The organism is Cupriavidus sp. F041 (assembly GCF_057814235.1).
This window is the reverse complement of the sequence record NZ_JBVASY010000002.1, coordinates 1,962,973-1,981,352: the sequence shown is the minus strand read 5'-3', so window position 1 is coordinate 1,981,352 and position 18,380 is coordinate 1,962,973. Positions and strand designations below refer to the sequence as shown.

The 18,380-nt window shown below is 67.0% G+C and carries 15 protein-coding genes; 4 read left to right on the top strand and 11 right to left on the bottom strand.

Going from position 1 to position 18,380, the window contains the following annotated elements; genetic code table 11:
* Positions 1 to 77: 77 nt before the first annotated feature.
* Positions 78 to 1,259: an NAD(P)H-dependent flavin oxidoreductase gene (locus tag ACZY0R_RS26430; protein ID WP_488862526.1), complete on the bottom strand. Its 1,182-nt coding sequence runs from the start codon at positions 1,257 to 1,259 to the stop codon at positions 78 to 80.
* Positions 1,260 to 1,554: 295 nt separating this feature from the next.
* Here ACZY0R_RS26430 and ubiU point away from each other — a divergent pair, with 295 nt between their 5' ends.
* The 3 genes from ubiU (at position 1,555) to ubiT (ending at position 4,038) form a co-directional block, all read left to right on the top strand.
* Positions 1,555 to 2,583 (top strand): ubiquinone anaerobic biosynthesis protein UbiU, encoded by a 1,029-nt coding sequence (gene ubiU / locus ACZY0R_RS26425; RefSeq protein ID WP_276290605.1) that lies wholly within the window; start codon positions 1,555 to 1,557, stop codon positions 2,581 to 2,583.
* 79 nt (positions 2,584 to 2,662) lie between these two features.
* The gene (locus tag ACZY0R_RS26420) at positions 2,663 to 3,589 is read left to right on the top strand and encodes a U32 family peptidase (protein WP_488862524.1); all 927 of its coding nucleotides are present in this window, start codon (positions 2,663 to 2,665) and stop codon (positions 3,587 to 3,589) included.
* Positions 3,586 to 4,038 (top strand): ubiquinone anaerobic biosynthesis accessory factor UbiT, encoded by a 453-nt coding sequence (gene ubiT, locus ACZY0R_RS26415; protein WP_488862522.1) that lies wholly within the window; start codon positions 3,586 to 3,588, stop codon positions 4,036 to 4,038. The genes ACZY0R_RS26420 and ubiT overlap by 4 nt, the downstream gene beginning before the upstream one ends.
* A gap of 96 nt (positions 4,039 to 4,134) precedes the next feature.
* On the opposite strand, the gene ACZY0R_RS26410 is transcribed toward ubiT, so the two are convergent.
* The 10 genes from ACZY0R_RS26410 to norR all read right to left on the bottom strand — a co-directional run bounded on the left by ACZY0R_RS26410 (position 4,135) and on the right by norR (position 17,523).
* The gene (locus ACZY0R_RS26410) at positions 4,135 to 4,584 is read right to left on the bottom strand and encodes a putative zinc-binding protein (protein ID WP_488862520.1); all 450 of its coding nucleotides are present in this window, start codon (positions 4,582 to 4,584) and stop codon (positions 4,135 to 4,137) included.
* 42 nt (positions 4,585 to 4,626) lie between these two features.
* Positions 4,627 to 5,208, bottom strand: a complete 582-nt coding sequence (gene mobB, locus ACZY0R_RS26405) for a molybdopterin-guanine dinucleotide biosynthesis protein B (protein ID WP_488862518.1) — start codon at positions 5,206 to 5,208, stop codon at positions 4,627 to 4,629.
* Positions 5,209 to 5,329: 121 nt separating this feature from the next.
* Positions 5,330 to 6,076: a peptidylprolyl isomerase gene (locus ACZY0R_RS26400; protein WP_488862516.1), complete on the bottom strand. Its 747-nt coding sequence runs from the start codon at positions 6,074 to 6,076 to the stop codon at positions 5,330 to 5,332.
* A 36-nt stretch (positions 6,077 to 6,112) separates the two neighbouring features.
* Positions 6,113 to 6,796, bottom strand: a complete 684-nt coding sequence (narI, locus tag ACZY0R_RS26395) for a respiratory nitrate reductase subunit gamma (protein ID WP_488862514.1) — start codon at positions 6,794 to 6,796, stop codon at positions 6,113 to 6,115.
* A 10-nt stretch (positions 6,797 to 6,806) separates the two neighbouring features.
* Positions 6,807 to 7,499 (bottom strand): nitrate reductase molybdenum cofactor assembly chaperone, encoded by a 693-nt coding sequence (narJ, locus tag ACZY0R_RS26390; RefSeq protein WP_488862512.1) that lies wholly within the window; start codon positions 7,497 to 7,499, stop codon positions 6,807 to 6,809.
* A gap of 91 nt (positions 7,500 to 7,590) precedes the next feature.
* The gene (narH, locus tag ACZY0R_RS26385) at positions 7,591 to 9,141 is read right to left on the bottom strand and encodes a nitrate reductase subunit beta (RefSeq protein ID WP_488862510.1); all 1,551 of its coding nucleotides are present in this window, start codon (positions 9,139 to 9,141) and stop codon (positions 7,591 to 7,593) included.
* A complete protein-coding gene (locus ACZY0R_RS26380; protein ID WP_488862508.1) occupies positions 9,138 to 12,878 on the bottom strand; it encodes a nitrate reductase subunit alpha in 3,741 nt (1,246 codons plus the stop codon). Before ACZY0R_RS26380 ends, narH begins: the two co-directional genes overlap by 4 nt.
* A 175-nt stretch (positions 12,879 to 13,053) precedes the next feature.
* A complete protein-coding gene (locus ACZY0R_RS26375) occupies positions 13,054 to 14,439 on the bottom strand; it encodes a NarK family nitrate/nitrite MFS transporter (protein WP_488862506.1) in 1,386 nt (461 codons plus the stop codon).
* A gap of 49 nt (positions 14,440 to 14,488) precedes the next feature.
* Positions 14,489 to 15,772 carry an MFS transporter gene (locus tag ACZY0R_RS26370; RefSeq protein ID WP_488862504.1) on the bottom strand — a complete coding sequence of 428 codons (1,284 nt, stop codon included), beginning with the start codon at positions 15,770 to 15,772 and terminating at the stop codon, positions 14,489 to 14,491.
* 182 nt (positions 15,773 to 15,954) lie between these two features.
* On the bottom strand, positions 15,955 to 17,523 hold the full coding sequence (norR, locus tag ACZY0R_RS26365) for a nitric oxide reductase transcriptional regulator NorR (protein ID WP_488862502.1): 1,569 nt from the start codon (positions 17,521 to 17,523) through the stop codon (positions 15,955 to 15,957).
* 149 nt (positions 17,524 to 17,672) lie between these two features.
* On the opposite strand from norR, the gene ytfE reads away from it, so the two are divergent.
* Complete coding sequence (ytfE, locus tag ACZY0R_RS26360; RefSeq protein WP_488862500.1) at positions 17,673 to 18,353, top strand: iron-sulfur cluster repair protein YtfE; 681 nt, start codon at positions 17,673 to 17,675, stop codon at positions 18,351 to 18,353.
* Positions 18,354 to 18,380 lie beyond the last annotated feature (27 nt).

The following is an 18,380-nucleotide window of genomic DNA, read 5'->3' as shown; positions in this document are numbered from 1 at the left end:
CTTAAATATCATGGCGTGACGCAATTTCCGGCGTCAAGGCCGGGATGAATCGGTCAGTGCGGATGAGGTGGGCGCCGTCAAATGGCCGGGGCCGCCGCGCCCCGTGGCGTGCCGACGCCCGCGGGCATTTCGCCGGTGAGCAGGTAGTGCATCAGTTCGCGCACCGGACGGATGGCCTCGCCGAACGGCAAGGCTCCCTTGCCACGGAAGAACAGCCCCCGCTCCACGTCGCCGCGCATGGCCTGGGCCAGCTTGAGGTCGATGCAGAACTGGCCCACGCGGCCGACGCCGTCGCGCAGGCCGCAGGCCTGCAGGCAGTCGAAGCCTTCGAGGCAGTCGCGCACCTTGGCGCGCGTCTGCAGCGCGGCTTCACGCGACAGGTAGCGCTTGAGCCATGGCGTCAGCACGGCGCGTGCCGGCAGGCCGGCCACGCTGGTGAATTCACTCAGTTGTTCGGGACGCGCACTGGCCAGGACTTCCTTGAAGGCCGGGTGCGCATCGCCTTCCTCGGTGACGGCAAAGGCCGTGCCCAGTTGCACGGCGGCAGCGCCTTGATCCAGCCAGTGACGGACCTTGGCGTGGGTGTTGATGCCGCCCGCAAGGATCAGAGGTACGCTGTCCCAGGCCAGCCCCAGCCCGGCGAACAGTTCACGGCATTCGGCCAGCACACGGGTGAAGGAGAAGCGCTGGTCGCCGAGGTCCTCGATGCGCGAAGCCCCGAGGTGGCCGCCGGCGTGCGCCGGATGTTCGACGACGATCGCGTCCGGCAGGCGGTTTTTCTTCATCCACTTGCGCAGCACCAGGCCGATGCCACGGGAATCCGACAGGATCGGGATCAGGGCAATGTTCGGGTGGCCGGCCGTGAGGTCGGGCAGGTCGAGGGGCAGTCCCGCGCCCATCACGATGGCATCGGCCCCGCTCTCGCAAGCCTGCCGGACCAGTGCGGCATGCGAGCTGACTGCTTTCATGACGTTGACCGCGATGGCGCCGCGCCCGCCGGAGAGCCGCCGCGCGCCCTGGATCTCGCGATCCAGGGCCACCAGGTTCGCCGCTTCCGTCTTGGCCTTGTCGCGTGATTTGGCGGTGGCCGCCATCAGGTCCGGATGATGGTGGCGCAGATCGATGCTGGCAATGGTGCCCATGCCGTTCTGGCTCGCCACCGCGCCCGCGAGCCGGTGCGCGGAGATGCCGATACCCATGCCGCCCTGTACCACCGGGACCAGCCGGCGGCCGATCAGCTTTAGCCAATGCTCTTGCATATCACCCTCGATAAGACATCCCGCTCGCCGGCGGAGGTGCCGGGCGATGCTGGAAAACCGGCATAGGTTTGCATGGGCAGGTGGCCCGGGACTTGCGCTGGATCAAGCCGCGGACAGCACGATACCAATGGCCTATGCCACTCGGCGGAGGGCCGCCGTTCCATGCGCGCGCCACAGCCCACGCTTTTGCGCCTGGTCAACTGGTTCGCCCCCGGGCTTGGCTAGGATCGTGCCTCACAGGCGTTCGCCGCCACCGTGGCGCATGCGGACTCCGAAACCCCGTTGAGCCTATCCAATGACATCCAACACATCCGGCGCAACGCGCCGACCGCAACTGGTTGCGCCCGCCGGCTCGCTGGCGGCGCTGCGCGTGGCGCTGAAACAGGGCGCAGACGCCGTCTACCTTGGTCTGCGCGACGCCACCAATGCGCGCAACTTCGGCGGGCTGAACTTCACCGAGGCCGATATCCAGGCAGGCGTGGCCGAGGCCCATGCACAAGGCGCGGAAGTCTTGTTCGCCATCAATACCTTCGCGCAGATGGGCGCGGTAGCTTGCTGGCATCGCGCAGTCGATGCCGCGGCGGAACTGGGCGCCGATGCCGTCATCATGGCCGACCCGGGCCTGATGGCCTATGCCCGCGAGCGCCATCCGCAACTGCGCCTTCATCTGTCGGTGCAAGGCTCGGCCACGCATGCCGACGCCATCGAGCTGATGCGCGCCCGTTTCGGCATACACCGGGTGGTGCTGCCGCGCGTGCTGTCGCTGGCGCAGATCGGCAAGCTCGCGCGCCAGACCGACGTGGAGCTTGAAGTGTTTGGCTTCGGCAGCCTGTGCGTGATGGCCGAAGGCCGCTGCCTGCTGTCCTCTTACGCGACCGGCGACTCGCCGAACAACAAGGGCGTGTGTTCGCCCGCGCACGCGGTGCGCTGGGAGGAGCGTGAGGGAACCATGCAGGCGCGGCTGTCCGGCATCCTGATCGACAGCTACGCGCCGGGCGAGCCCGCCGGCTATCCCACTTTGTGCAAAGGGAGATTCGAGGTGGAAGGCGAGCGGGGCTACGTGCTCGAGGAGCCGACCAGCCTCAATGCGCTGTCGCTGCTGCCGGCGCTGATCGGCATGGGCATCGCCGCCATCAAGATCGAAGGCCGCCAGCGCAGCCCGCGTTACGTGGGCGATGTGGTCGGCGTGCTGCGCGCGGCGATCGACGCGGCCTGCGCCGATCCACAGCGATTCACCGCGCGCCAGGAATGGCAGGGCGTACTCGGCAGGCATGCCGAGGGCGACCAGGTGACGCAGGGCGCGTACGACCGGCCATGGCGCTGAAGCCCGGCTGTGTTGCCTTTGCCTGCTGCATTCCTCATGCCTCGCGGCATGCCACTCTCCTTCCGGAACCAGACTACCAATGAACGATTCGATGATCGCCCCTTCCGGGCCCGCGGCCTGCTTCGGCATCTCGCTCGGCCCGCTGCTGTACTACTGGCCGCGCGCCACGGTCATGCAGTTCTATGCCGAGGTCGCCGACTCCGCGGTCGACCGCGTCTACCTGGGCGAAACCGTTTGTACCCGCCGCCATGAACTGCGCCATGCGCATTGGCTGGAGATCGCGCAGATGCTGCGGGACGCCGGCAAGGAAGTCGTGCTCTCGACTCCGGTGCTGGTCGAGTCCGACAGCGATATTGCCTGCATGCACCGCGTCTGCGAGCAAACCGACTATCTGGTCGAGGCCAACGACCTGGGCGCGGTCAACCGGATGCACGGGCGCCCCTTTATCTGCGGCCCGCATCTCAACGTGTATCACGCGGATACGCTTGCCTGGCTGAGCGGGCTGGGTGCCACGGTATGCGTGCCCCCGCTGGAAATGGACCGCGCCGCGCTGGCGGCGCTGGCGGCGGCCCGACCGGCGGGCACGGGGCTGGAGGTGCTGGTCTGGGGCCGTATGCCGCTGGCGTTCTCGGCGCGCTGCTTCACTGCACGCCATCACAGGCTGCGCAAGGACAATTGCGAGTTCCGCTGTCTCGAGTACCCGGATGGCCTGGTGGCCTCGACCGGGGAGGGCCAGCCGTTCTTTACGCTCAACGGGGTGCAGATCCAGTCCGCTACTTGTCTCGACCTGTGCGCGGAAGTGCCGGCCTTGATGGCCATGGGGATCGACTCGGTGCGCGCCAGCCCGCATGCCAGCGCCACGCTGGATGTCGTGGCGGCGCTCGCGGCACTGCGGTCCGGCGAGCGGACCACGGCATCCGGCGGCCTGCTGCCGGCGGGGGCACAGCCCAGCAATGGCTACTGGGACGGAAAGGCCGGCATCGCCTGGCAGGAGGCGCACGCATGATTGGCCCCAAAGCCATGCTGGCACGCCTGCACCGCGCGGTTCCGGCGCAGGCCCAGGCCTTACCCCTGGTGGCCGCGCTGGAGCTTGCGCGGCGGCGTGGCTGGCTGCAGCCACCGGCGGCGCTCGATGGCCACTGCTTCCTGCTGACGGTGGAGGACCTTGGCCTGCAGATACGTTTTCGCTGCGCGGATGGCCGCTTTGCCGCCGGGCCCTTTGACGGCAGCCTGCCGGCGCTGACGTTGCGCGCCAATGCCGTCGATTACCTGCGTCTGCTGGGCGGGGAGGCCGATACCGATACGCTGTTCTTCCAGCGGCGTCTGGCGATCGGCGGCGATACCGCGCTAGGCCTGGAGGTGAAATACTGGCTGGACGCGGTGAGCCGGCCAGAGTGGCTTACCGGCCTGACCAGGCATCTGGCTGCGGGTGCCGTCACGTCGCAGGCTGGCTGACAATGCAGCAAGGGCGGCAATCGCCGCCCCGGACTGCTGACTCGGATCTGCGTTGTCGCGCTCCCCCGCGCGCGGGAGAGGGCGCCACAGCCGTCGTCATTCCAGGCTGTTTTGGCGCATCTTGTCGCCCTCGGCCAATGCCGCCGGTTTGTCAGCAGGCTGGGGCGACGCATCCTTGATGGCCGACAGCGCCGACGTCACGGCCTGCCAGGCCGCGCCAGCCTCCGCTTCGCTGCATTCGCCATGCTGCCGCTTGGTGGCGCCCAGGCGGTTGAGCACAAGGTGCTGGTCGGGTTCCACCCCCGCGCCGGCCAGGCAGGCTTTCACGCAGGCCAGCGGGCAGCCGTCGAGGGCCAGGATCGGGCGGCCCGAACGGGCCACCCTGGTAAGCGCGGCAACACCGCCGCCAACCCCGCTGATGCAGGACATCTCGGCCATCCCGCTGCGGTCCAGCCGCACGGCGAAGGTGTTGGCGAGCTGCGCCACGCTGGAGCAGCCGGAGCAGGCGTAGACGAGGGGCAAGGATGTGGTGCCAGCCATGGGCATTGAGATACCTCCGGACTTGATGATCGGTATGAGAGAGCGCCCTCAGGAAGCGATCGCCGACGGTTCGCGTCGCGCGATGCCCGTGGACAAAGCGGCGAGGCGCTCGCCACGCGGCGCGGCGGCGCCGTCCAGCCCGCACAGCCTGAGAATAAAGCGCGCCACCTGGGCAGCCTGGTCGAGCGGCAGGCACGGCATGCCGATATCGAGCGGCACATCGCTGGCCACCGCGACGATGGACGCGTCGCGCGGGTAGTAGGGCGCGCGCCCGTGCGCCGGCCGATACACCTCGATGCGCGGAATGGCTTCGCTGCGGAACCCTTCCACCAGGGTCAGGTCCGCCGGCGCCAGGCGTGCCACCTGCTCGCGCAAGGTGGGCTCCGGCGCGCCGTTCAGGTCGTGCAGGATGGCGAAACGGAATGGCGAGGCCACCAGTACCTCGCCGGCGCCGGCCTGGCGAAAGCGCGCGCTGTCCTTGCCCGGCGGCTCGAGTTCGAGGGGATGGTGGCTATGCTTGATGACGTTGACGGTCAGCCCTTGCTGGCGAAACCAGGCGAGCATGGCCGTGATCAGCGTGGTCTTGCCGCTGCCGGAGGTGCCGGCGATGCCAATGATGGCGGGTTGCATGACTGTGCTCCCATGAAAGGCGTCCGGGCAGACGGACTGGTGAAGCGCGGGGCGCATTCCGCAGGGGGGGAATGCGGGCGCCGCGGGCTTGCCAGTGCGAGTTGCCGGAGGCGGAGGTTGTTTATTGCACCAGCGGCGTTTCGGCGCCGCCCAGGTCGATCCCTTCAATGCTGGCGCCGCCGATCAGCAGGCTTGCATACTGCTTCCAGGCGCGGTCGCGCGCCGCCGCCGCGAGGGCGCGGGCGATGGATTGCCGCACGGCATCGAACGGCAACTGCACGCCTTCGCAGCGCTCGATGACCCGCACCACGTGCAGGCCATAGCGCGTTTCAACCAGCCGGGCCAGCACGCCGGGGTGGCGCGCCGCGAAGATGGCACGCTCGAACTCGGGCGCGGTCTCGCCGCGGAACACACGGCCAAGGCGCCCGCCGCCGGCGCCGGTCGGGCAGTTGGAGCTGGCCCTGGCCAGCCCGGCGAATGCCGAGGGATCGGCCAGCACCTGCGCGAGGGTGGCCTCGGCCGTTGCGCGCAGCGCATCGAGCGGGACGCGTGGCGTCACCTGGAACAGGATGTGCTCGGCCTCGACCCATTCGCCTTCGCGGAAGCGCTCCAAGTGGTTATCGTAATGCCGGCGGCAGCTGGCCTCGTCCGGCTCGGGCAGCCCGACCTCCCGCTCCAGCAGGGCCTCGGTCAGTGCCTCGTCGTCGTCGCCGGGCAGGCCGAGCTGCCGCGCTTGCGCACGCACCAGATGGCGCAGGATCAGCGCAACCACGGCATGCCGGGTGGGCTCGGGCGAGCCGCTATGGTGAGCCAGTTCGCGCTCGATTTCGGCGTCTTCCAGTTCGACGCCATTGACTAAGACAGGCATTGTATTCTCCTTGCCGGGTGGGCGGATGGGTGGGCGTTAGCGGCTGCGGACCAGTTGCCAGGCACGGCCAAGGTAGCCGATGGATCCAAAACCGCTCCACACGTGCACCAGCCGGGTGAAGGGGAAGATGACGAACAGCGAGATCCCCATGAACAGATGGAGCTTGAACAGCAGCGGCGCGTCGGCGATATAGCTGGCGGCATCCCCGCGCAGGGTGACGATGTGCTGCGCCCAGGTCATGAGCTGCACCATCATGTGGCCGTCCATATGGCGGGACGATTCAAAGATGGTGGAAAGGCCCAGCAGCAAGGTCACCAGGATCCACAGCAGCAGCACCTTGTCGCCGGTGCGCGTGACCGCGGACACGCGGGCATTGGTGAAGCGGCGGTGGAGCAGGATCAGCAGGCCGGACAGGCACATGGTGCCCATCAGGCCGCCGGCCGCCATGGCCACGCCTTGCTTGAAGCCATGCGAGACGCCCAGTGCGTCCCAGACCGCCACCGGCGTCAGCAGGCCCGCCAGATGGCCGAAGAACAGCCCAATGATGCCGACGTGGAAGAGGATGCTGCCGACGCGCAGGTTGCCGCGATGCAGCAGCTGCGAGCTGTCGCTCTTCCAGCCGTACTGTTCGCGCTCGAAGCGCGCCAGGCTGCCGAACAGGAAGACGACCAGGGCGATGTACGGATAGATGCCGTAGAGGAATTGGTTGAGCAGGTTCATGGTCGTTGCCTCAGCAAGCGTTGGGCATGGGCGTGCGGGTGGGCGCGCGGGTTGGTGTCGTTCCACGGGCGTAGAAGTGCACGGGCTGGTCGCCCGAGGGGCGCGGCGCGAGCAGCGGCTCCACGCCGTCCGCGCCGGGGCCGAAGGTCTCCAGCGCTTCGTCCATGTCGCGCACCGGCGGCTCGGTCTGGGCTTGTGGCTGCACGTCCGTGAGCGTGCGCAACACGGCGAACACCGCGGCATACGGACTCTCGTTGCGCGCCAGCCGGTCGCCGACCGCGGCGAGCACATGGATGGCGTCGCCCAGCAGTTGTCCGGCATGCGCGTCCTTGCCGTCCGCCACCAGCGCGCCCAGGAACTCCAGGAACAGCGGCACGTAGTCGGGCAGCTCCGCCTCGGCGGGCTCGAAGCCCTCGCGGCGGTATTCGTCGATCAGGTCGACCATGGCCTGGCCGCGATCCCGGCTTTCGCCGTGCAAGTGCTCGAACAGGTGCAGCGCGTGGGCGGGGTTGCGGTCGAAGGTGGCGACGTAGTTCTCCTGGAGCTCGATCAGCGTGTTCGTCTTCAACAGATCGCCCAGCGGCGCCAGCGTGGCTTGCGCCTGCGGCCACTCGGCCAGCGCGGCGTCGATTTCAGGCAGGGCGTCGATAAGGTCCTGCTCGGGGTAGCACAGCAGGGCGCTAAGGATGGGGTAAAGCGGCATGGGTAGGCTCCCGTTCTGTATGGATGGCAAAAATGCGGATGCCGGCCGCCCCCGTTTGCCAACGGGAGCGGGGCGGGAAGTCAGGCGCCGGTCATGTCGTCATGGCCTTCTTGCGCGACTTCGGCATGTCCGCGAACGTCACGCTGCCCTGCGGCTTCTTGCCGAACAGGGAGCCGTCCGAGGTTCCGCCCGAGCAGCCGTTGCCGAAGGTGAAGCCGCAGCTCGCCTTGTCGTTGAAGCTGTCCTCCACCATTTCCTTGTGCGAGGACGGGATCACGAAGCGATCCTCGTAGTTGGCGATTGCCATGATCTGGTACATGTCCTCCACTTGCGCGGGCGTGAGGCCGACTTGTTCCAGCACAGCCAGGTCCTGCACATCGTCCACCACTTCCGAGCGCTTGTAGGCGCGCATGGCCAGCATGCGTTCAAGCGCCTTGAGCACCGGCGCGACTTCTCCCGCGGTCAGCAGGTTGGCCAGGTACTTGACCGGGATGCGCAGGCTCTTCACGTCCGGAATCACGCCGTTCATGCCCATGTGGCCGGCCTCGGCGGCCGACTGGATCGGCGACAGCGGCGGGATGTACCACACCATCGGCAGCGTGCGGTACTCGGGGTGCAGCGGGAAGGCCACCTTCCATTCGCAGGCCATCTTGTAGACCGGCGACTTGCGCGCGGCGTCCAGCCAGCTTTGCGGGATGCCCTGGCGCAGCGCTTCGGCCTGGACGGCCGGATCGTGCGGATCGAGGAAGATGTCCAGCTGCGACTGGTAGAGATCCTGCGTGTTCTCCACCGAGGCGGCTTCCTGGATGCGGTCGGCGTCGTACAGCATCACGCCCAGGTAGCGGATCCGGCCGACGCAGGTTTCCGCGCAGACGGTAGGCTGGCCCGCTTCGATGCGCGGATAGCAGAACAGGCATTTCTCGGCCTTGCCGCTTTGCCAGTTGTAGTAGATCTTCTTGTACGGGCACCCGGAGATGCACATGCGCCAGCCGCGGCATTTGTCCTGGTCCACCAGCACGATGCCGTCGTCCTCGCGCTTGTAGATCGAGCCGGACGGGCAGGAGGCCACGCAGGTCGGGTTCAGGCAATGCTCGCACAGGCGCGGCAGGTACATCATGAAGGTGTTCTCGAAGGTCGAGTACATCTCCTTCTGCACGTCTTCGAACAGCTTGTCCTTGCTGCGCGCGCTGAACTCGCCGCCCAGGTCATCCTCCCAGTTCGGGCCCCATTCGATCTTCTCCATCTTCTTGCCGGTCAGTACCGATACCGGGCGAGCGGTGGGGGGCGTCTGCACCAGCGGCGCCTTTTGCAAATGCTCGTAGTCGTAGGTGAACGGCTCGTAGTATTCGTCGATCTGCGGCAGGTTGGGATTGGTGAACAGCTTCGCCAGGATGCCGAGCTTGCTGCCCTGGCGCGGCTCGAGCTTGCCGGCGGCATTGCGCACCCAGCCGCCGTGCCACTTGTCCTGGTTCTCCCATTCCTTGGGATAGCCGATGCCGGGCTTGGTCTCGACGTTGTTGAACCAGGCGTATTCCACGCCATCGCGGCTGGTCCACACGTTCTTGCAGGTAATCGAGCAGGTATGGCAGCCAATGCATTTGTCCAGGTTCAGGACCATGGCTACCTGGGCGCGGATTTTCATTGCTCAGCTCCTTCCTTCGCTTGTTTTTCCACCAGCGGGCCTTCCAGCCAGTCGACCTTGTTCATCTTGCGCAGGATCACGAACTCGTCGCGGTTGCTGCCGACGGTGCCGTAATAGTTGAAACCGTAGGCCAGTTGCGCGTAGCCGCCGATCATGTGCGTGGGCTTGGTCACCGTGCGGGTCACCGAGTTATGGATGCCGCCGCGCATGCCGCTGGTTTCGGCCCCGGGCACGTTCACGATCTTCTCCTGGGCGTGGTACATCAGGCACATCCCCTTGGGGACCCGCTGCGAGACCACGACCCGCGCGGTCAGCGTGCCGTTGACGTTGAAGACTTCCACCCAGTCGTTGTCCCGGATGCCGCTGGCCTTGGCCTCGGTTTCGGAGACCCAGACGTGCGGCCCGCCGCGCGACAGCGTGAGCATGCGCAGGTTGTCTGAGTAGGTGGAGTGGATGCCCCACTTCTGGTGCGGCGTGATCCAGTTCAGCACCAGCTCGGTGTTGCCGTTGGGCCTGGCGCCCAGCATCGGCGCGGTGGTCTTGGTGTCGATGGCCGGCTTGTAGACGCAGTTGCCCTCGCCAAAATCCAGCATCCAGCGATGGTCCTGGTAGAACTGCTGGCGGCCGGTCAGGGTGCGCCAGGGAATGAGTTCGTGCACATTGGTATAGCCCGCGTTGTAGCTGACTTCCTCGGATTCCAGCCCGGACCAGGTCGGCGCGGAGATGATCTTGCGCGGCTGCACCTGGACGTCGCGGAAGCGGATCTTGTCGTGCTCGCGCCCGGCGGCCAGGTGGGTGTGATCCCGCCCGGTGATGGCCGACAGCGCTTCCCACGCCTTTACCGCGACATGCCCGTTGGTTTCCGGCGCGAAGGTCAGGATCATCTCGGCGGCGTCGATGGCGGTATCCAGCCGCGGCCGGCCCTGGCTCACGCCGGGTTCGTCCACGGTCTTGCTGAGCGCGCCGATTTCCTTGACTTCGTGGCGGGTATCCCAGTTGATGCCCTTGCCGCCGTTGCCGTGCTTGTCGAGCAGCGGTCCGATCGAGGTGAACTTCTTGTAGATGTCGGCATAGTTGCGCTCGACCACGGTCATCGACGGCGCGGTCTTGCCGGGAATCAGCTCGCACTCGCCGCGCTTCCAGTCCTTCGGCTCGAACGGCTGGGCCAGTTCGCCCGGCGTGTCATGCAGCAAGGGGCTGCAGACCAGGTCCTTGCGGGTGCCCAGGTGGGCGCCGCCGATCTCGCTGAACTTCCTGGCGATCGCCTTGTAGATCTCCCAGTCCGTGCGGCTTTCCCACAGTGGCTGCACCGCTTCCGACAAGGGATGGATGAAGGGATGCATGTCGGAGGTGTTGAGATCGTCCTTCTCGTACCAGGTCGCGGTGGGCAGCACGATATCGCCGTACAGGCAGGTGGTGCTCATGCGGAAATCAAGCACGGTCAGCAGGTCGAGCTTGCCCTCGGCGGCGGGGCGCACCTTCACCTCGCTCGGCGTGATGGCATCGGCTTCGTCGCCGAACACGGCGTTCTGGGTGCCGAGCAGGTACTTGAGGAAATACTCGTGTCCCTTGCCCGAGCTGCCCAGGATGTTCGAACGCCAGACGAACATGTTGCGCGGGAAGTTCTCCGGATTGTCGGGGTCGTCGCAGGCGAACTGCAGCCCGCCGGACTTCAGTTGTTCGACCGTATAGGCGACAGGGTCCTTGCCTGCCGCCGCGGCCGCGTCGGCGACATCGAGCGGATTGCTGCTCAGTTGCGGCGCCGAAGGCAGCCAGCCCATGCGCTCCGAGCGGGCGTTCAGGTCCAGCAGCGAGAGGTTCTCGTACTTGGCCTTGTCGGCGGTCGGGGCAAGGATTTCGTCCACGGCGAGCTTTTCGTGGCGCCACTGGCTGGTGTGGCTGTAGAAGAACGAGGTGCCGTTCATCTGGCGCGGCGGGCGTGACCAGTCCAGGCCGAAGGCCAGCGGTGCCCAGCCGAATTGCGGGCGCAGCTTTTCCTGGCCCACATAGTGCGCCCAGCCGCCTCCGCTCTTGCCCACGCAGCCGCACATCATCAGCAGGTTGATGATGCCGCGGTAGATCATGTCGTTGTGATACCAGTGGTTGAGCGCGGCGCCGACGATCACCATGCTCTTGCCCTGGGTGCGGTCGGCGTTGTCGGCGAACTCGCGTGCCACCTGGATCACCAGGTGTCGCGGCACCGTGGTGTGCTTCTCCTGCCAGGCCGGCGTGTATGGCACATCGTCGTCGAAGGAGGTGGCCACGTTGTCGCCGCCCAGGCCCTGGTCCACGCCGTAGTTGGCCATCTGCAGGTCATAGACCGTGGCCACCAGCGCGCTGCTGCCGTCCGCCAGCGTGATGCGCCTGGCGGGCACGCGGCGCTTGAGCAGAGCATCGTGCTCTGCGCCGAAATACGGGAAGCCGACTTCCGCCACCTCGTGATCCGCCGCCATCAGCGAGAGCAGGGGGTCGAGCGCGCGGCCGCTGCCGCCGTCCTTCATTTCCAGGTTCCAGCGGCCTACCTTCTCGCCGTCGTTGTGCGCGCCCTCGCCCCAGCGAAAGCCGATGGTGCCGTTGGGTACCGCGAAGTCGCCGCTGGCGCTGTCGAGCACCAGCGTCTTCCATTCCGGGTTGTTGGCTTCGCCGCGGGCGCCGGCCAGGTGGGAGGCGCGCAGGAAGTGGTCGGGGACCAGCGTGCCGCCGTTGTCCCGCAACAGCACCAGCATGGGCATGTCGGTGTACTGCTTGATGTAGTCGCGGAAATAGGCGGAGCGTCCGCTAAGGTGGAATTCCTTCAGCACCACATGGCCCATGGCCATGGCCAGGGCGGCGTCCGTGCCTTGCGTGGGCGCCAGCCAGATATCGCCGAACTTGACCATCTCGCCGAAGTCGGAAGACACCGCCACGGTCTTGGTGCCCTTGTAGCGGACTTCGGTGTAGAAGTGCGCGTCGGGGGTGCGCGTCTGCGGCACGTTGGAACCCCACACCATCAGGTAGGTGGAGTTGTACCAGTCGGCCGATTCCGGCACGTCGGTCTGCTCGCCCCAGACTTGCGGGCTGGCCGGCGGCAGGTCGCAATACCAGTCATAGAAGGACAGGCAGACCCCGCCCAGCAGGCTCAGGTAGCGCGCCCCGGCGGCATAGGACACCATCGACATGGCCGGAATCGGCGAGAAGCCGACCACGCGGTCCGGGCCGAAGCGCTTGATGGTGAAGGCATTGGCTGCCGCGATGATCTCGGTGGCGGTGTCCCAGTCGGCCCGCACGAAGCCGCCCTGGCCGCGCACGCTCTTGTAGCGCTGTGCCTTGACCGGGTCCTGGCTGATCGAGGCCCAGGCGGCCACGGGGTCCATGGTCTTGCGGGCTTCCCGCCACATCTCCATCAGCCGGCCACGGATCATCGGGTACTTCACGCGTTGCGCCGAGTAGACGTACCAGCTGTAGGAGGCGCCGCGCGGGCAGCCGCGCGGCTCGTGGTTGGGCAGGTCGGGCCGGGTGCGCGGATAGTCGGTCTGCTGCGTTTCCCAGGTGATCAGTCCGTTCTTGACGTAGACCTTCCAGGAGCACGAACCCGTGCAGTTCACGCCGTGGGTGGAACGCACGATCTTGTCGTGCTGCCAGCGGTTGCGGTATCCGTTCTCCCACCGGCGGTCCTCGTCCACCACGGCGCCGTGTCCACCCGCGAAGGTGGACTTGACGCGTGACATGAATTTCAGTCGATCCAGAAAATGACTCATTGTTGTTCTCCGCGAGTGCTTTTGCTGACCGTCGGGCAACCGGTCCAGGGATGTTGCAAGCTTATGGGCAGGGCCCCGCCGTGCCCATTCGCTGGTGGAGGAGTAGCGTGCGATGCGCTTGGGCTAGTTCGGCCGCGGCCGCCTAGTTCGAAAGAACTAGGCCGGCCGGCGCCGTTCAGCAGGGCATGGGCGCGTTCTTGCGTGCGTAATGCCACCAGGTCACCAGCACGCAGCTCACGTAGAAGGCCACGAAACAGTAAAGCGCCGCGTCCGCCGAGCCGGTCAGCTCCAGCGAGGTGCCGAAGCTCTTGGGAATGAAGAAGCCGCCGTAGGCCCCAATGGCACCGGAAAATCCCAGCACCGCGGCCGATTCCTTGCCGGCGTCCAGCAGCGCCTGCTTTTGCGCCGCCTCGTCCTTGCCGCGCGCGGCGCGCTGGCGCTCGGTCAGGAAGATCACCGGGATCATGCGGAAGGTTGACCCGTTGCCGATGCCGGTCAGCGCGAACAGCACCACGAACGCGGCCAGGAAGCCCTGGAAGCTGCCGCCGGCGCCGTCATGCGGCAGCGTGGCCAGCACGCCGAACACGGCGGCAATCATGGCCACGAAGCTCCACAGCGTGACCCGTGCCCCGCCCAGCTTGTCCGACACCCAGCCGCCCACCGGCCGCATCAGCGCGCCCACCAGCGGCCCGAGGAAGGCATAGGCGGTGGGGTTGACCCCGGGAAACTGCGACTTGGTGAGCAGCGCGAACCCGGCCGAGAAGCCGATGAACGAGCCGAAGGTACCCACGTACAGCCAGCACATCAGCCAGTTGTGCTTGCGCTTGAAGATCACCGCCTGGTCGGCGAACGAGGCGCGCGCATCGGCGATGTCATTCATGCCGAACCACGCGGCAAGCGTCGCGGCCAGGATGAACGGCACCCAGATAAAGCCGGCATTCTGCAGCCACAGGCTCTTGCTTACCTCGCCGGCCTGGTAGGTCTGGGCGTCGCCGCCAAAGGCGCCGAACAGCCCCACGGAAACCACCAGCGGGGTGAGGAACTGCACCACCGACACGCCCAGGTTGCCGATGCCGGCATTGAGCCCGGTCGCCAGGCCCTTCTTGGCCTTGGGGAAGAAGAAGCTGATATTGGACATCGAGGAGCTGAAGTTGGCGCCGCCGAATCCGCACAGCAAGGCCAGCACCAGCAAGGTGGGATAGCTCGTGGTCGGGTCGCGCAGCGCGAACCCCATGCCCAGCGCCGGCACCAGCAGCGTGGCGGTGGAGATGGCGGTGAACCGCCGGCCGCCGAAGATCGGCACGAGGAAGGCGTAGAAGATGCGCAGCGTGGCGCCCGAGAGCGCGGGCAGCGCGGTGAGCCAGAACAGCTGGTTCTTGCTGAAGCGGAAGCCGGCGCGGTCCAGGTTGACGGCCACCACGCTCCACAGCATCCAGATCGCGAAGGCGAGCATCAGGGCGAGGATCGAGATCCACAGGTTGCGGTAGGCGATGCGTTCGCCCTGGGTGCGCCAGAAGGTCGAGCTTTCGGGTTCCCAGCGGGTTAGTACGGAGCTAGACATGACAATGTCCTATGTGACGGAAGGAGGAATGAGGAATGGGGGAGTCGGTTCAGGCCGGCTGCGCCGCCAGCACGCGCTGGCCGGCAACCGCGCTCTTGCCGCGCTGGCTGTAGTGCATCCACACCAGGCTCACGCAAACGGTGCCGTACAGCAGCATGAAGCAGCTGCTGCGCACGCCGGTGAGGTCAGCCAGCAGGCCGAACATCACCGGCAGGATGAAGCCGCCCAGGCCGCCGGCCAGTCCCACCACGCCGGAGACGGCGCCGAGGTTGTGGCCGAAATCGTTGGCGATGAACTTGAACACCGAGGCCTTGCCCACCGCCATGGCAATGCCGACGATAAAGAGCAGCGCGGTGAACGGCAGCGCCGACAGGCCGATATGGAAGGCCTGCGGGCCGCGCGCGGTGTGGATGATGAAATCGGTCTGCGGGTAGCTGAGGAGGAAGAACGCCACCCAGCACACCCACATCACCCACCAGGTAGTGCGGTGCGCGCCGTAGCGGTCGGAGATCCAGCCGCCGATGGCGCGTAGCACGCCGCCCGGCAGCGAGAAGCAGGCCGCCAGCAGGGCGGCGATCTTGATGTCGAAGCCATACTCGCCGATGTAGTACTTGGTCATCCACAGCGACAGGCCGACATAGCCGCCGAACACCACCGAGTAATACTGCGAGTAGCGCCACACGCGCGGGTCGCGCAGCATGGCGAGCTGGTCGCGCAGGCTGGCCGAAGACGTGGCGCGGTGAGCGGGATCGCTGGACGAGAACACCCAGAACAGCACCGCCGTGACCAGCATGGCGATGGCATACACGCGCGGCACCACGGTCCAGCTGCCGCCGGCGGCAACGATCAGCGCCGGTGCCACGAACTTGGTCAGGGCCGAGCCGGAGTTGCCCGCGCCGAAAATGCCCATGGCCAGGCCCTGGCGGGAGCGGGGAAACCAGCGCGCCACATAGGGCGTGCCCACCGAGAACGAGCCGCCCGCCAGACCCACGAACAAGCCCAGGATAAGCAACTGCGGCAGCGTGGTGGCATGCGAGATCATCCAGATCGGGATGACGGTGACCAGCATCAGCACAAAGAAGACGATGCGGCCACCGTAGCGGTCAGTCCAGATACCCAGTGGCAGGCGGACCAGCGCGCCGCTGAGCACGGGCGTGGCGGCCAGCAGGCCGAACTGGGTTTCAGACAGGCCGAGCTGCTGCTTGATGGGAATGCCCAGCACCGCAAACATCATCCATATGGCAAAGCAGATGGTGAAGGCGAAGGTGCTGGACACCAGCACCGCATAGGCGCGCGGTGGCACCGGCTCATGTGGGAGGGGTTGGGTGGCCATGGCCATGCTCCTGTGTCAACAATGACGATTGGCTCCCAGCGTAGAGAGCGCGACCGCAATTGACCATTCGCCGGCAGCACATTTGCAGGTGCCGGTGGAGCTAGTTCGAATGGGGAGGGGGGGCTGGCCTGGGCACGCCCGGCGCCGCAGAAGAGGGCGCCAGGCCGGGTGACGGGGTACGTTCAGCCCGCTATGCGTTGTGGCCTGTCGTCGGGCTTGACGCCGAGCCGGCGCGCGAGTTTGTGCAGGTTGCTCGCGTCCACGCCCAACTGGCGGGCGGCCTGCGCCCAGTTGCCGCCCTGCGTGGCGAGTGCCTGCTCGATGCAGTACCGCTGGCATTGGTCCACCGCCTCGCGCAGGGTGGCGGCTGATGGCACGAACGCGCGCGGCTCGGCGGGTGGCAGCTGGGCTGCCACGCCGGCCGGCGCTGGCTCCAGCCCGTCGAGATCGAGGAGTTCCGCCTCCAGCGTGATGATGTCGTTGCGGTTCGCGCCGCGGCTGACGGTCTTGAGCGCGGCGCGGCTGATCACATGCTCCAGCTCGCGCACGTTGCCCGGCCAGGGGTAGCGGCGCAGCGCGGCCTCGGCCGCGACGGACAAGCGCAGGCTGCGCAGACCGAGCCGGGCGCGATTGAGTTCCAGCATCCGGCCAGCCAGCAGCAGCACGTCGTTGCCACGCTCGCGCAGCGGCGGAATCGGGATCGGGTAGACCGAGAGCCGGTGATACAGGTCGGCGCGGAACGAGCCGTCGCGCACGTGATCGCGCAGGCTGCGGTTGGTGGCCGCGATGATCCGCACGTCGACGCGGCGCGGGCGGTCGGAACCCAGGCGCTGGATCTCGCCGTTCTGCAAGGTGCGCAGCAGCTTGGCCTGGATCGAGAGCGGCAGTTCGCCCACCTCGTCAAGGAACAGCGTGCCGCCGTCGGCCGCTTCGAAACGGCCAGGCCTTTCGCCCACCGCGCCCGAGAACGCGCCCTTTGCGTGCCCGAACAGCTCGCTCTCGGCCAGCGATTCCGGCAGCGCGGCGCAGTTGACATGGATCAGCGGTTGCGCGCGCCGCCGCGAGAGCCGGTGCAGCCGGTGCGCGAACAGCTCCTTGCCCACGCCCGTTTCGCCCAGCAGCAGCACCGGCAGTTCCGAGTCGGCCACCACCGTGAGCTCATGCAGCAGGCGGCCGATCGCCTCGCTCTGGCCAATGATCTCGCCATCGTCCCGGGCGGTGTCGCCCTGCGGGGCTTCGCCGCGCGTCAGCCGCAGCGCGCGGATCTCGGCTTCCAGCCGTGTGGTACGGATCGCCGCCTCGACGACCACCGTCAACTGCCGCAAATCGGCCTGCGCCTCCTCGCCAAAGGTGCCGACAGTCAGCGCATCGAGCGTCAGCACGCCCCACGGCTGGCCTTCCACATGCAGGCTGGTGCCCATGCAGTCGTGCACCGGCAGGGGCTCGCCCACGCGCTCGTCGATCAGCCCGTCGTAGGGGTCGGGCAGCACGCTGTCATGGTGGAAGCAGGTCACGTCGCGCCTGGCCAGGATGGCGGCCAGCCGTGGATGGAGTCCCACCGCGAAACGCCGCCCGAGGGCATCGCGCACCAACCCGTCGATCGCCACCGGCCGCAGCTGATCCTCCTCGAGCTGCAGCAGCGCCACGGCGCCGCAACGGAAGTGGGCGCGCAGGCTGCCGACCAGCCGCTGCAGCCGCACTGCCTGCGGCAGGTCGGCAACGAGATCCGTCAGCAAGAGATTTTCCATCATGGTCAATTTAACCCTGCAGGGTTGTTTTCACCCTTGTTTGGCAAGGGTAAATAATACCATGAATAAATTAAGCCCTTGATTTTCTTCGTTAATTTTTCGGGCACGGGTTTCGCTATGTGAGTGATGCACATCTTACACTGGAGAACATCATGAGCATGAGCGAACAATCGCTGGGCCAGCTCGCCCGCCAGATTCCCGGCGCCACCCGGGTATTTCACGACTTCCAGCTCGATTTCTGCTGCGGCGGCAAGCAGACCCTGGGCGAGGCCGCGCAAGCCGCGGGCCTGGATGCGCAGGCCGTCGAGGCAAGCCTGCTGTCGCTGCAAGCCCAGGCGCAGCGCGACGGCCGCGACTGGGGCACGGCATCCGCGGCCGACCTGATCGCCCACATCCTCGCGCGCTACCACGAGGTGCATCGGCAGCAACTGCCCGAGCTGATCCGCCTGGCGCGCCGGGTGGAGCAGGTGCATGGCGACCGCGAGGATTGCCCGCTCGGCCTGGCGGATCACCTTGGGGTCATGCAGCAGGAGCTGGAGAGCCATATGCAGAAGGAAGAGCAGGTCCTGTTCCCGCTGCTGGCGCGCGAACTCGCCGACATGGCGGGCGGCCCCATCACGGTCATGCGCATGGAGCACGACGAGCACGGGCAGGCGCTGCAACGTCTCAATGAGTTGACCAACGACATCACCTTGCCCCGCGCCGCGTGCAACACCTGGCGCGCGCTGTACCTGGGGCTGCGCACCTTGCGCGAAGACCTCATGGAACACATCCATCTCGAGAACAACATCCTGTTCGACAACGCCGAGCAAGCCGCCCCGGCCCACGCCTGATCCGATCGCAGGCACACGCATTACAGC